A 14740-nucleotide genomic window follows, 5' to 3' on the forward strand; every position below is an offset into this window, starting at 1 on the left:
CTTTTCAAGTCACTTTGTTCGCGCTTTCATATCAGAATTTGTCACACATTAAATTATCTCTTGTCACGCCTTAATAATAACTTTAACCATCGGACGAAAAAGTAAGGTAGAAGAATTATTCTTCTACCTTACCAGATTTTATGATTAGTTGATTTTTAATTAAAAAAATAAGCCCAACACCATAACAGTGCGGGCTTATATTATTTACTAAATATCCTACTCCATTACCTCAACTTCACCAATTTTAGTTTGTTGGGCAATCTCACCGGTTTTATTTAAGGTGAAGCCGGCGATTTTTTCAGTGTTGGTAAAGGCAACGACGACGTCTGTTTTTTTACCTGCAGCTAATACTTCCTCTAAATTCATAAGTGATAATAATGTATCCGGCGTAACGGTATCGCCAACTTTAACTAACACCTCAAATGGTGCGCCTTTTAATTCCACAGTATCTAAGCCCATGTGAACTAAAACTTCAGCACCTCCTGGCGTTTTAATGCCAATTGCGTGTTTTGTTTCAAAAATACTCATGACTTTACCATGCACTGGCGCATAAATTTCTTGTGCCTTAGGTTTAACGGCAAAACCGTCACCCATCATTTTTTGCGAAAAGACTGGATCTGATACCTGACCGATAGCGATAACTTCCCCTTCTACCGGAGCAAAAATATCTTCTTTTGTCACAACCCCCGGAGCGTTATCTGAAACACTGGCTCCTTCAGCTGGATGAGTCACGCTAACAGCTGGTCCGCCAGCAGTTGCCATAGCAAAGCCGCTTTCGTCTAATTGTGGTTCCAATTTATTCAAAACTTTAACCTTACGGAAGACAAAGGTCATTACAAAAGTAATTACCATTGTAACCAGCATGGAAATAAATACCATTGGATAATTTTCAATCTTAAAGGACAAGAAGCCTGGTAGACCGCCGACCCCAATTCCCAAAGCACGAGTATTGGTAATGGTAATCAACATGCCTCCAATTGCAGAACCCACCATGGCAGCTACAAATGGATAGACATACTTCAAGTTAATCCCAAACATTGCCGGTTCTGTTACTCCAAGGTAAGCAGAAATAGTTGCCGGGACAGAAATTTGTTCTTCTTTTTTGTTGCCGCGATGTTGGAAGTAAACAGCTAATACTGCTGTACCTTGCGCAATATTTGATAACATAATCATTGGCCATAAGTTTGTTGATCCAAAATCAGCTACTAATTGTGAATCGATGGCTAATGTGGTGTGGTGCAGCCCGGTAATAACCAACGGCGCATACAAACCACCAAAGACTAAACTGAACAACCAGCTGAAAGATGAAGATAGACCAGCGTTTACAACGTAAGAGATTCCTGAACCGATCTGCCAGCCAATTGGGCCTAAAATCATATGTGCAGCCAAAATTGTTGGTAATAATGAAAACAGCGGTACAAAAATCATCGAAACTGCTTCTGGAATGTGTTTTCTAAAGAAGCGTTCCAAGTAAACCAACATGAAACCAGCCAACATTGCTGGAATCACTTGCGCTTGATACCCGATTTTTTCAATGGTGAAAAAACCAAAATCCCACGTCCAATTTTTCGCGATATCAGCAGCACTCGTACCATTTACAGCATAAGCATTTAATAATTGCGGAGAAACTAATGTAATCCCTAAAACAATCCCTAAAATTTGTGTTGTTCCCATTTTACGCGTAATTGACCATGTGATACCCACAGGTAAGAAGTGGAAAATTGCTTCACAAGGCAGCCACAAGAAACCATTAACACCATTCCAAAAAACAGATGATTGTGTAATCGTTTGACCACCCAGCATCTCTAGGGGCACACCTTCTAAAAAGTTACGGAAACCTAGCATCAAACCACCGACGATAATGGCCGGTAATAATGGCGTAAATATTTCTGCCAAAACGCCAATTAAACGTTGTGCAATGTTTTGATTTTGTTTAGCCGCAGCTTTACTAGCCTCTTTTGAAACGCCTTCAATTCCTGATACTGCTGAAAAATCATTGTAAAAATCTGGCACTTCATTGCCGATGATAACTTGAAATTGTCCAGCGTTTGTAAATGTGCCTTTGACGCTCGACAAATCTTCAATGGCCGGTACATTTGCTTTACTATCATCATTTAAAACAAAGCGCATCCGTGTAACACAGTGGGTAACTGCAGCAATATTTTCTTTACCGCCTAATTCTTTCAACAATTGCTCAGCATCTTGTTGGAATTTTCCCATTGTTAAAACCCCTTTCATTTTTAAAACTTGTATATATAAGTTCATCAACTAAAGCAATCATACCTTGCATACCATTTTTTTGCAAGCGTTTTATTAACAAAAAACGTAATTTTCTCATTTTAAAAAAATTACTTACCTTATATAAAGCGTGAAATTATCACACTTAAAAATAGCAATTTTTTTCAATTTCAAATTCCACTGTTATTATCATTATATTTTAAATTTACTTTTAACAGTTGAAATCGTTATCAACTTGTCTTATAATTAAGCTACATGTATAGACAAGTATCGGAAAGGAGCATTTTATGAAGCTGGCAGAAATAAATACACAAAAAAAGAATTGGCAAGTGACTTTACCAACAGAAACACTGACTGTAACAGGAACTGTCAACGAAAAAGCGCAGCAATTAGTCGCTATCCTGACTGACACAGCAATAAATGGTGGAATGATCACAGGAGATGAGGTCATACTAGATCAACCTGATGGCATTTTCGAACTAAGTCAGTGGTTAACAGAAAAACTAAATTTACCTTTTGTTTTGGCAACAGATAATTTTACTAAAGCTGCCGAAGACTTAAAATGGCAAGTGACTTATCACGGCTATCGTCCAGGAAAAGACGAATATTCGGTTGAATCACTTTTAACGGTCGGTAATGGATTTATGGGATTGCGGGGAACCATGCCGGAAATGGAAATTAGCGATGACCACTACCCTGCTACTTATTTAGCCAGCCTATATAACACTGCAGCTTCGATCGTGGCAGATCAGACAATTTATAACGAAGATTTTGTAAATGCGCCCAACTTGCAGAAAATTTACTTGATTGTTGACGATGAAAAAATTGCTTTTGAAAAAGATCAAATCAAAAAATTAACGCGAACATTGCATATGAAAACCGGTCTATTTACCGCTAATGCCATCGTGACCACAAAGTCTGGTAAAGATATTGCCATCAAAGTCAAAAAAATCGCCAACATGGAACATACTGCGCAATACAGCATCCATTATGCTTTTATGCCGCTAAACTTTTCTGGTACTGTCACGGTCGTAACAGAAGCAGATGGCGACGTCTATAACTACAATGTCGCCCGTTACCGCAGTTTAACCAAAGACCATTTGGATATTACGAGACTTCACGCAACAGGCAAAAAAGCCCTCTTAGTGGCTAAAACAAAAGCTTCTGAGATTACAGTCACTCAGTATTCTGAACTTTTCAGTGATACCCTTGATTTAACGCAATTGGAAAATACGCAGACAGATAAAGTGATCCGTCAAAAAATTACCTTTTCTGCTGCCAAAAATACTTGGTACAGCTTGGACAAAACCGTAAGTGTGGCCCAACGCCGTAAAGAAGAGTCTCCTCTTGAAATTGATCTGAATACAATTACACTACCTGATTTTAAAACCAGTGCAGCGCAATCAGCTATCGCTTGGCAAATTTTGTGGGACAAAGCAGCCATTACAGTCAGCGGGGATTTAATGAGCCAAAAATTATTAAATCTCCACACGTATCACCTGCTTTGTTCCGCGTCACCTAATGGAAATAAAGGCTTAGATGCTTCAATTACCGCACGGGGATTACACGGAGAAGCTTATCGCGGTCATATTTTTTGGGATGAATTATTTATTTTACCGTTTTATATTATTCATTTTCCAAAAACAGCGCGAGAAATTCTGTTATACCGTTACCGTCGGTTAAAAGCAGCTAAAATCGATGCCAAAAAAGCGGGCTATAAAGGGGCCATGTTCCCATGGCAGTCTGGTTTAGAGGGCACTGAACAATCACAAGAACTACACTTAAATCCGATTAGCGGCAAATGGAAAGAAGACCACAGTCGCCTGCAACGCCACGTTTCTTTAGCTATTGCTTATAATATTTGGCAGTACTTTAATAACGCCCAAGACGAAGATTTTATGAAGCAATACGGTTTAGAATTGATGCTAGAAATTGCTCACTTCTGGGAAAGTGCTGCAATTTGGGATGAAAAACTAGAACGCTACTCCATTGATCATGTCATGGGACCTGACGAGTTTCACGAAAGCTATCCCAATTCTGAAAAAGGCGGTCTAAAAAACAACGCCTATACGAATATGATGGTCGTTTGGCTGTTTGAAGAAATTGCACGACTACAAGAAGTTTTGCCAACCGACTTTGCGGCAACTGTCGAAAAATCCGGCATCTCAGCTGAAACATTGCACCGAATGAAAGATATTAAAAATAAATTGGCCTTGGAAATTAACGAAGACGGGATTATTGCCCAATTTGAAGGCTACTTTAATTTAAAGGATTTAGATTGGGATTATTACCAAGAAAAATATGGCAATGTTTACCGCATGGATCGCATTTTAAACGCAGAAGGCCATTCTGCTGACGAATACAAAGTGGCTAAGCAAGCTGACAGTTTGATGATTTTCTATAACTTTCCGCAACAAAAAGTGGATGAAATCTTACAAGACTTAAACTATGACTTGCCAGCTGATTACGTAACGAAGAATCTGGCTTATTATTTAGCACGAACTTCCCATGGCTCCACTTTATCTCGTGTCGTGCACGCACAGCTTGCGGCAATGGTTGATGACCAAGATTTAGCTTGGCAACTGTATAAAGAGGCACTTTATTCTGATTATCGCGATATTCAAGGTGGTACAACTGCCGAAGGAATTCACGCAGGTGTGATGGCGGCCACACTTTATATTCCATTAACTACTTTTGCTGGTTTGGATATTCGTCAAGAAGTCTTGAACTTAACACCAAACTTGCCAAAAGCTTGGGAATCCCTTTCCTATAAATTAAAAATTCGCGGTGTCCACTTTGCTATTGCCTTAACCCACAGAAAAATTATTATTACAGCTGACGAGACAATTACAATTAAAGTTTGCGGCAAACCTGTTACACTAGAGGCAGGCGTGAAAACAGCGGTTTCATATTAAATAATCGTAGCTGTAGGTCATAAAACTAAAAACGGGATTTAGCCTGCAGCTTTTTACAAACAAAAAAAGGAAATGAGGAAAGTTTTTATGAAAAAAGGTTTTATCTTTGATTTGGATGGCGTTATTACAGACACAGCAAAATATCACTTCATTGCTTGGCGCGATTTAGGTGCTGAAATTGGAGTGGCTGTTGATTTAAAATTCAATGAACAGTTAAAAGGAATCAGCCGGATGGACTCTTTGGACCGCATTTTGGCCCACGGTGGCAAAGAAAACGACTTTACAATGGATCAAAAAGAAGCATTAGCCGCTAAGAAGAATACCCATTATGTTGAACTATTGCAATCTTTAACGCCACAAGACCTATTACCAGGTGTCAAAGAATTTTTAGACGCTGCCAATGCAAAACAAATTCCCTGTGCCATTGCTTCTGCTTCCAAGAACGCACCTTTTATTTTAGAAAAATTAGGAGTGAAAGATCAATTTGCCGGTATCGTTGATCCAGCAACTTTACACAAAGGTAAACCTGATCCAGAAATTTTTGTTAAAGCAGCTGAACTTTTAAATATTAAACCAGAAGAAGCCGTCGGTTTTGAAGATGCTCAAGCTGGTATTGACGGAATTAAAGCTTGTGGTATGTACGCCGTGGGTGTTTTATCCGGTGAACCTTTACACGGCGCTGACTTGACTTGCCATGAATTAACCGAACTTAACATCGATGAGCTCTTACAAAAATAATGGGTGCCTATCAGCGCTGATAATTTTAGCACTTCATGAAAATATACGCCAAATCAGATAGATTTTGCGAAAGTAAGTTGCTTTTTACACAAATGCTTTTTACAATGAGGACTGGGAGGGGACGTAATGAATAAATTTCGGGAGATTTTTTTAGACTTGGAACAAAAGATTCTAAATGGTGAATATCCCCCACAATCATTGTTACCAAGTGAAAATCAACTGATTAAGGTATACAATGTCTCACGGGAAACTGTCCGCAAAGCACTAAATTTATTAAAAGATGCTGGTTATATTCAAAAAAAACAAGGAAAAGGTTCAATCGTCTTAGACATTAACCGCTTTGACTTTCCTATTTCTGGTCTGACCAGTTTTAAAGAGCTACAAGAAGCGCAACACATTCCAAACGAAACCAAAGTTGTGGAACTAAAAAAAGTTGCCGTCTCTCCTAGCCTTAGTCAAAAAACTGACTGGCCAGTCGCAAGCGAAGCTTGGAAGCTCGTGCGACAAAGAAAAATCGACGGTGAAGTTGCGATTTTGGACCGAGACTATTTAGCCATGACTATTATTCCAGAACTACCAGTTAAAAAAGCCGAAGACTCGCTTTATGGTTATTTAGAAAATGACTTGGGGCTTGTAATCGCCTATGCACAAAAGGAGATTACCGTAGAACCTGTCGACAAAGAAATCCGCGAACTGATGGAATTATCCATGGAAGAACAGCATGCGGTCTTTGTTCGCAGCTTAGTATTTTTGGAAGATACCCGTTGCTTTGAGTACACTGAATCCATCCACAAACTAGATAAATTTCGCTTCTTGGAATTCGCCCGGCGCCGAAAAGCTTAGTGAAAAATTTTATTCCTTGCAGTTTAAAAATAGGCTGCTATAAAAGTCATTCTAACTTTTATAGCAGCCTATTTTTTACGTTTTTCCTACTCTTCCAAAATTACTTCTTCTACCAGTGTTGGCCCTTTGTTTTTGCCGCGGCCAATTAGTCGCAGAAGTTGGGCTGAAGCCAAATAAAAACTGCTCCCTTTCAGATAAGCAAAATAACAGCCTTCCCAGCGGGTCACGTATTTTTGTTTGCCACTGAAATTATCTTGGAAGTTATAAATTGCATTGCCATAATTGTAAATGATGTTCATAATCCGTTCTTCAAAAAAAGCAAACGGACCTTCTCCCACCTTAGCCAGTGGCGCCATGCCCAAATCGACTTTTTTAAAGCCTGCTTTTTCCCAACTATCTAACATCCCTAAGACTAAAAAATTGGCTAATTCTTTGGGAGCATCTGATTTAATCCGTAATAAGTCATAAGAAACCCACTCAGTCGAAATAGCCTGCTCTGTGATAAAGCCCACCAGTTGATTCTCGTTGTTGCGCACAACTGCAACGGGACTGTTTAGAATGTAGCTTTCATCAAAACGACCATTGCCAAAATATTTTTCTCCTTTACCATCTAACCAGTCTTGCGAAACAGCAGCTAATTGTGGCAAAAGCTCAGCCGGCAGTGTTTCATATTTTTTAAACGTATAACCTTGCACACTTAATTTGCGATAAACTTCTTGTTGCAAATAATCTTCTTGGTGGTCTAGATAGACGGTACCGGTCTCACCAATTTTGGCAAATTGAAAACCCAGATCGTGTAACTGGACGACATATTTTTCACTGATTTTGTAAAACGCCAGTTGATAGCCCAGTTTATCGGCTGCTTTCATAAAAGAAAGCGTTGCTGTCTGCCAGAGTGTTTCATCTCCTATTGGATTTCCTAAAACAAAGCAGCGATTGCTTTTTATCTGATAGCCAAAAACAACGCGATCTTGACCGTTGACTTGATAGTAATAATAACGATAACCTGCTAATTCTAGGCGGTGACTAGATTTGGTCCCACCGTAGCGGGTCAGTAGTTTTTCAAAACGACTCCGGTCAAAATTCTCACCCAAATGCGCAGGACCACGACTTAAATACTGTTGCAAAGACAACAACGTCAAAGCGCCAACCGCTAAGCCGACCATGCCAGAGATCCATACATCATCAGAAGGAAATAAAACAAACTGTCCACCCATTAAGTTGGTATTCCACCACTGGCCGCTGTGGAACCCGGCAATTGCGTAAGCAATTAATAACGTTCCAAATAAAGCGACATCAAAAATAATCGCACCCCAAGAATAGACAAATTTTTCCCGGTAAAATTCTTTACGAGATAACCATACTGCCAGTAAAATCAAACAATAAACAATGATTAGGCGTAGTGACTGGGTCCGAGAAATCGTATTTACAATCCCAAAAACTAAGACAAATAAAGTTGGAACATAAGCTTTTTTCACTTTGCCGTATAGACCACGAGCGAGCCCTAATAAGACAAAACCAATTAGTAAATTCAAGGTTTGGTCTAAAAAGTTAAATGAAAATGGCAATAAAAACTCAAAAATTTGGCTAAGATTTGATAAATTGGTCACCGTCGAAAGCAGTACCATCATAATACCGGCAAAATATACTGCCACTACGACAATTAAATGAGCAATTCGCTGTAAAATAAGGCGTGGTAAGTTATCAAAAAAGCGATTGAATTTCACCCCTGTTTGGGAAATAAATAAAATCAGACCACTTAAAAAGGGAATCAAATAATAAAAAAGACGGTAATACAATAACCAGACTACCGTTTGATTTTGAGATAGGCCCACTTGCCCCATTCCTAGAATCATCAAGACATCAAAGGTTCCCATGCCCCCTGGAACCATCGTCAGCATCCCGATTAATGTAGCAATTAAAAACATCGGATAAACTTGTTCAAAGGAAACTTGCAACTGCATAAGATAACCTATTCCTAAAAAGACCGCCAAAGCTCCTCCCCACTGACAAAAAGAAGTGATTGCCAGTTGAATCACCCGATTAGGAAAAAGATCTGCAAACAGTTTTTTACGTCGCAAATACGTTAATGTAAATAGTGCCGGTGCATATAAACTGCCGCCTACCAGCCAAATCCAATAATGACGGAAGTGACTGGCATTGTGGAGGAGGAAAATGTCGATTAATAACCACAACGCCCAAAGGGATAAACCGCTAAACATAAAGAAGGCGACTTTTGAAACAGTTGCTAAAACTTTTTTACGATCAAAACCTTTCCCGTAAAAATTACTCCGCAGACTGGCCCCTACAATCCCCCCAAAACCTGCTAAATTATTGATAGTATTGGTGGTCCACGCTGCAATAAACCAACTGCCGCGAGGCATCTTGGCTCTGCCTGATTTTTCTAATACAGAAATTGTTACCCAGTCATAACCAAGCATCGGCAAAACGCCGATAAAGCCCATCAATGCCATTAAAATCAGTGTACTAGTATCTTGTTTGCCCATTGTTTGGGCCACTTGTGCCCAACTCATGCCGTGGGCAATATTGGCCACTTGATTGGCAACGAAAATTAAAATCGAGCCAAAGAAAATCAGGCGTAACAAGAGACTGTGTTTTTTTATTACACCCACGAATCCCTTTAGTTTCTCTTTCATGAAGTTTTCTCCTATCTCAAGTGCTAAACACACTTTTATTGCTACCATTTGCTTGTTGTCACTAAAATGGACGCTGTTTTATTCCCAATGTTTTCAACTTCTGATTTTAACTTATGTAGTTAGTTTTATGGTAGCCTAAATGGCGTTTTTTTACCAACTATGTTACTACATTTAGGAAATAAGAATACTTGCGGCAAAAAAGGCGCGAATTCCCGCGAAATCGACTATCTTTTCTTTTCGTAAGCAAGTAAACTATTAGAGAAACGTCATACAAATTTTATTTTCAGGAGGGCATTATGACCAAGTCTCGCTTAGAAAAAATGAAAGAAAAACAAGCCGCACAAAAACGTCACCTTATCTTAGTGATGAGTCTACTTTTTCTCGCACTTGTTGGCTGCATCTTTTTAAAAGCGTTTACAGGAAAATCCGCAACCAAAAATAGCCAGGAAACAGCACAAGTAAAACAAGCTGTACATAGTAAACAAAAGACTCCAAAGCAAAACACAACAAAACCTGATACTACAATCAAAAAAGCTGTGATTACAGCCAGTGGTGATATGTTATACCATGATATCTTGTACCGCAGTGCTTATGATGGCAATAAGTATGATCTGGCTAATGATTACGCGCAAATTTCACCATTACTGAAAAAAGCAGATCTTTCTTTGGGAGATTTCGAAGGGACAATCAACCCAAAGCGTGAACTAACTGGCTATCCCATTTTCAATGCACCACAAGCAGTAGCCGACAGCATAAAAAAAGCGGGCTTTGATGTTGTCGACTTGGCCCACAATCATATCTTAGACACCGGCTTAGAAGGCTTACATTCAACTGTTGCTGCTTTTCAAAAAAATGGGATGGAAACAATCGGAGTAAAAACCAAGACAACCAAAGATATTCTAGTCAAAGAAATAAACGGGATTAAAATTGCTTTATTGGCTTATGCCTATGGCTTTAATGGCATCGAAGCCAGTTTAACAAAAGAAGAATATGACAGTCATTTAAAAGATTTAAATATGGAAAAAGTCGCGGCCGATTTGAAAAAGGCAGAAAAAATTGCCGATATTACGATCGTCATGCCCCAAGACGGCGTGGAGTACGCTTTAGAACCAAATGAAGAACAACGAGCAAAATACCGCCAAATGGTCGATTTAGGGGCAGATATCATCTTTGGCGGGCATCCCCACGTTGCAGAACCGACAGAGACAATAAAAAAAGATGGCGATAAAAAATTCATTATTTATTCCATGGGTAACTTGATTTCAGACCAACGCTACGAATCCTTACAAAATTACTGGACCGAACGAGGCGTAGTCATGGAAGTTGCTATCAAAAAAGAAAAAGATAAAACTGTCATTGCAAAAGTCACAGCTCACCCAACTTGGGTAGACAAAGAACCCATTGCCGGCCGTACCTATCAGCATCCCGAGTACGGTACCGTCCAATCCCAAGACTACCAAGTCTTTTTAGCCGAAAATTATCTGCCCGGAGGCAAATACGCCCATACCGTCTCCCAAACAAAACGCCAACGAATCGAAACCGCCTACCACGAAATGAATGAACTATTAAAAATCAACTGGGAATAAGGAAAGCTAGACAAACTTGGGCAGCTTTTGAGTAATAAGACGGGATCTTGATAAATTGCTCTTCAAATTTCTCAAGATTTTGCCTTATTACCGATAAAGCTAGTTTGAGTAGCTAGACAACTATAAAAGCTAGACAAACTTGGGCAGCTTTATTGGCTTATTTCTGAAAAGTTAGTACATTATTTTAAGTCAGACATAAAGCTTTTTACAAACAAGACACAGAAATAATTTAATAATCTCGCTTAAGTTTATACGCGATACTCACTTGATATGTACGCAATAGTTTCGATTGTTTTATTTATATTTCTTCCTTCCCCCTAACTCAAAAACACCCCGCTGACTAAATTCAGCGGGGTGTTTGATTTCAAAATTATTTGGCGTAGTCTGTGGCGCGGGTTTCCCGAATCACAGTTACTTTGATATGGCCTGGATAGTCCAGTTCGTCTTCAATTTTTTTGCGGATGTCTCGCACTAAGCGAACCGCTTCTAAGTCTGAGATTTCTTCTGGTTTAACCATTACCCGTACTTCGCGACCAGCTTGGACAGCGAAGCTTGATTCTACACCAGAAAAACTATTGGAGATATTCTCTAAGTTTTCCAACCGTTTGATGTAGTTTTCTAATGATTCACTGCGGGCACCTGGGCGAGCAGCAGATAGTGCATCTGCGGCCGCAACTAAGACGGAGATAACTGACGTTGCTTCTGTATCGCCATGGTGTGATGCGATGGCGTTAATCACAACTGGGTTTTCTTTGTACTTAGCGGCTAATTCCGCACCGATTTCCACGTGAGAGCCTTCAATTTCATGATCTAGCGCTTTACCGATATCGTGAAGGAGACCTGCTCGTTTAGCAAGTTGTACATCCTCACCTAGTTCAGCGGCTAAGATACCAGATAACTTGGCAACTTCAATGGAGTGGTTCAAGACATTTTGACCATAACTTGTACGGAAATGTAAGCGTCCTAAGATCTTAATTAAATCAGGATGCAAGGTGTGGGCGCCAACTTCAAATGCGGCTTCTTCCCCGTATTCACGGATGCGTTCATCCATTTCTTTACGAGATTTCTCCACCATTTCTTCAATACGAGCTGGATGGATACGACCATCTTGGATTAGTTTTTCCAATGTCATGCGGGCAATTTCCCGTCTGATTGGATCAAACCCTGACAATACCACTGCTTCTGGTGTGTCATCGATAATCAAATCAATCCCTGTCAAAGTCTCTAAGGTACGAATGTTGCGGCCTTCACGACCGATGATCCGTCCTTTCATTTCATCGTTTGGCAATGAAACAACAGAGACTGTCATCTCAGAAACTTGATCTGCAGCACAGCGTTGGATGGCTAAGGACAATAAGTTCTTGGCTTTTCTGTCCGCTTCTTCCTTGGCTCTTTGCTCAGACTCTTTCACCATTAAGGTCAGTTCATGATTCAACTCTTCTTCTGTTGATTTCATGATGATCTCTTTGGCTTCATCACGGGACAAAGCAGCGATTTTTTCAAGCTCTTGCTGTTGTCCTTCGATTAATTTTTCGACTTCATTTTCTCGCTCGTCAATTAATTGCTGTTTCGCACTAAGTTTTGTTTCTTTTTCTTCCAGTGAGTTTTCGCGTTTTTCAATTGAGTCGTCTTTGCGATCAAGCAGCTGCTCTCTTTGGAGCAAGCGATTTTCTTGGGTTTTTAATTCAAGTTTGCTTTCCTTCAACTCACTTTCAATTTCTGCACGATACTTCTGATTTTCTTCCTTAGCTTCTAACAAGGCTTCTTTTTTTAGAGTTTCCGCTTCTTTTTGCGCACTGGTCAAAATCCCTTGAGCAGAACTTTGCGCCCCTGCGATCTCTTTTTCGTGACGAGATTTAGCAACGAATAGCCCTAATAAAACACCGACAATTAAACCGATGATAGCGAGGAGAATATACATTAAAGTCAATAGATCCACCTCCGTACTATCTTATTCAATTATTGTTCGTAGTTTTTTGATAAACTTTAATCTGAAATTATCAATATGCCTACATGCATATGTGTTTTAGACACAACTTTATTCTAATGTTTGTCGTAAGGGCTGTCAACTTATAAAAGTTAAAAGTACTTCTTATAAAGGAGCGTTATTTTTCTTCTAATTTTATTGAAAAAATTGCAGGGAAGTAACAAATTTATTTCGTTTTTTTATTTGTAAAACTCACCTGGGCAAAGCGGATAAAAATGAGGGGTCTTCACCAAAATAAGCGTGAAATTTTCAGAAACTATCAAGAGTTGGCTGTAACTTTTGGAAAAATTTCAGTCTATTTAGTAGTGCTTTTTTATCGCTAGTATAAAAAGTCCTGCCAACCAATAGGTTACCCGCATTTTTAATAGGTTGTGTTTGTATCCTAGGTGCCATAGTTTCAAGATACTCGCGCTTTTTATTTTTGCCAGTGCTCAAAAAGTGTGTGATAGTGCGCTTTAGTCCGAGTTAGCTGACTGACTTTTTCATTTAAGGCTGCTTGTAAGTAAAAGACGGCATCAATTACCTCAGCTACCGTCTGAGCATTGGGATCATCGGCCCAAATCGCCAAGGCGACAGCGGGTGTTTGGGCTAAATATTTTGCGGCAACAAGTTGATCGTTGGCAAATAAGTCCAATGTAAAGCCTTGTTGAATTTTTTCATAGGTCGGATAGCTGTATCCTGCCATCTCCCCTAAAACATAATAAAAATAATTATCATTATGGTTCACAACTTGATATCCCGCTTCAAAGAATGTCTCCACTGGCGCCATATTTTTATTCCAACGGGTCCAATAGGAAATCTGACAATTTTTAGAAAGGGTCAATTGTTCTTGCCGATTCAAGCGATAAAAACCATCATTCCAAACGCGAACGACAAAGCCTAAGTCACTGATTTTTGCGACTAAATTATTCACATAGTCAGTAAAGATCTCAATTCCGCTCGCCTTTGGACCAAACTTTTCTAAGGCAGCTTTTTGCAAGGTCGGATATACTTCCACTTGGTCAAAATCAATGAATTCATCCGCGCCAATATGAAAATATTGGCTTTGTTTAAAAAGTGTCGCGTATTCTTGATAAATTTTAAAGACGAAATCTACCGCAGCCGGATTTAAAATATCGAGCGCCCGCACATCCGCCACTAGTTTTCCTGCTACGGATTTTTTTAACCGCCAATCCGGATAAGTTTCTAACACCTGCTCTAAGTGTCCAGGACTGTCAATATCTGGAATTACTTCAATATAAAAGTTTTGACAATACGCAATCAGCTCTTTTACTTCTGCTTGAGTTAAGTGTTGTTTTGAAACAATTTCCGGATGTTTTTTTGACTCGATTCGAAAGCCTTCATTTTCTGAAAAATGCAATTGTAAGTGCGTAAAATTAAACAAGGCCATGCTGCGTACCAGACGCTTTAATTCTTTTAAGGGATAGAATTTGCGACCAATATCAATCATTAAACAGCGTTCTTTCATTTGTGGTAACTGTATACGCCACTCTTCGTTAAAAAGTTCATGTAAAACCAACTGAACTGCGCCATAAAACAGTCCCGCCTCGTTTTTTGCTAAAAGTTGGGAGTGCTCATTTTCCTCATAAGTAAACTCCTGCATTAAAGAAGGCACTAATACCAGTTCAATTTTACGTGTAGTTTCTGATGAAAATTCATAGCCGCATGCTTTGAATAATTGCGCCACTTGTTCTGCGACTTGTGCTGCTTTAGGTGTGGCTGTTTGAAAGCCAATTAAAATTTCGGTCATTTTATTAACTCCTTTTTTTCAAAACA

At 39.3% G+C, this 14740-nt stretch carries 9 protein-coding genes; 4 read left to right on the plus strand and 5 right to left on the minus strand.

The genetic code is table 11. From position 1 onward, the window contains the following. Positions 1-216 precede the first annotated feature (216 nt). On the minus strand, positions 217-2220 hold the full coding sequence (gene treP, locus JZO76_RS02650; protein ID WP_206902628.1) for a PTS system trehalose-specific EIIBC component: 2004 nt from the start codon (positions 2218-2220) through the stop codon (positions 217-219). Next, on the minus strand, positions 2195-2338 hold the full coding sequence (locus JZO76_RS02655) for a hypothetical protein (RefSeq protein ID WP_206902629.1): 144 nt from the start codon (positions 2336-2338) through the stop codon (positions 2195-2197). The genes treP and JZO76_RS02655 overlap by 26 nt, the downstream gene beginning before the upstream one ends. 187 nt (positions 2339-2525) lie before the next feature. Here JZO76_RS02655 and JZO76_RS02660 point away from each other — a divergent pair, with 187 nt between their 5' ends. The 3 genes from JZO76_RS02660 (at position 2526) to treR (ending at position 6734) form a co-directional block, all read left to right on the plus strand. Then, entirely contained in the window at positions 2526-5153 is a 2628-nt protein-coding gene (locus JZO76_RS02660) for a glycoside hydrolase family 65 protein (RefSeq protein WP_206902630.1), read from the plus strand. A gap of 87 nt (positions 5154-5240) precedes the next feature. Then, positions 5241-5891, plus strand: a complete 651-nt coding sequence (gene pgmB / locus JZO76_RS02665) for a beta-phosphoglucomutase (protein WP_206902631.1) — start codon at positions 5241-5243, stop codon at positions 5889-5891. Positions 5892-6017: 126 nt separating this feature from the next. Further along, entirely contained in the window at positions 6018-6734 is a 717-nt protein-coding gene (treR, locus tag JZO76_RS02670; RefSeq protein ID WP_206902632.1) for a trehalose operon repressor, read from the plus strand. Positions 6735-6820: 86 nt separating this feature from the next. Here treR and mprF read toward each other — a convergent pair whose 3' ends face one another. Next, entirely contained in the window at positions 6821-9391 is a 2571-nt protein-coding gene (gene mprF, locus JZO76_RS02675; RefSeq protein ID WP_206902633.1) for a bifunctional lysylphosphatidylglycerol flippase/synthetase MprF, read from the minus strand. Between the two features lie 296 nt (positions 9392-9687). On the opposite strand from mprF, the gene JZO76_RS02680 reads away from it, so the two are divergent. Further along, on the plus strand, positions 9688-10977 hold the full coding sequence (locus tag JZO76_RS02680) for a CapA family protein (RefSeq protein WP_206902634.1): 1290 nt from the start codon (positions 9688-9690) through the stop codon (positions 10975-10977). 370 nt (positions 10978-11347) lie between these two features. Here JZO76_RS02680 and rny read toward each other — a convergent pair whose 3' ends face one another. Both rny and JZO76_RS02690 read right to left on the minus strand, forming a co-directional pair. Continuing rightward, the gene (gene rny, locus JZO76_RS02685) at positions 11348-12898 is read right to left on the minus strand and encodes a ribonuclease Y (protein ID WP_206902669.1); all 1551 of its coding nucleotides are present in this window, start codon (positions 12896-12898) and stop codon (positions 11348-11350) included. A gap of 481 nt (positions 12899-13379) precedes the next feature. Further along, positions 13380-14714, minus strand: coding sequence for a family 20 glycosylhydrolase (locus tag JZO76_RS02690; RefSeq protein WP_206902635.1), 1335 nt, complete (start codon positions 14712-14714; stop codon positions 13380-13382). Positions 14715-14740: the final 26 nt, after the last annotated feature.

Origin of the sequence: Candidatus Enterococcus myersii (genome assembly GCF_017316025.1) — a bacterium.
GTDB classification, from domain to species: Bacteria; Bacillota; Bacilli; order Lactobacillales; family Enterococcaceae; genus Enterococcus_C; species Enterococcus_C montenegrensis.

Coding starts and splice junctions, on each gene's coding strand:
- JZO76_RS02655 (WP_206902629.1), bottom strand. CDS start 2,338: ATGAGAAAATTACGTTTTTTGTTAATAAAACGCTTGCAAAAAAATGGT.
- JZO76_RS02690 (WP_206902635.1), bottom strand. CDS start 14,714: ATGACCGAAATTTTAATTGGCTTTCAAACAGCCACACCTAAAGCAGCA.
- treP (WP_206902628.1), bottom strand. CDS start 2,220: ATGGGAAAATTCCAACAAGATGCTGAGCAATTGTTGAAAGAATTAGGC.
- JZO76_RS02680 (WP_206902634.1), top strand. CDS start 9,688: ATGACCAAGTCTCGCTTAGAAAAAATGAAAGAAAAACAAGCCGCACAA.
- treR (WP_206902632.1), top strand. CDS start 6,018: ATGAATAAATTTCGGGAGATTTTTTTAGACTTGGAACAAAAGATTCTA.
- mprF (WP_206902633.1), bottom strand. CDS start 9,391: ATGAAAGAGAAACTAAAGGGATTCGTGGGTGTAATAAAAAAACACAGT.
- JZO76_RS02660 (WP_206902630.1), top strand. CDS start 2,526: ATGAAGCTGGCAGAAATAAATACACAAAAAAAGAATTGGCAAGTGACT.
- rny (WP_206902669.1), bottom strand. CDS start 12,898: ATGTATATTCTCCTCGCTATCATCGGTTTAATTGTCGGTGTTTTATTA.
- pgmB (WP_206902631.1), top strand. CDS start 5,241: ATGAAAAAAGGTTTTATCTTTGATTTGGATGGCGTTATTACAGACACA.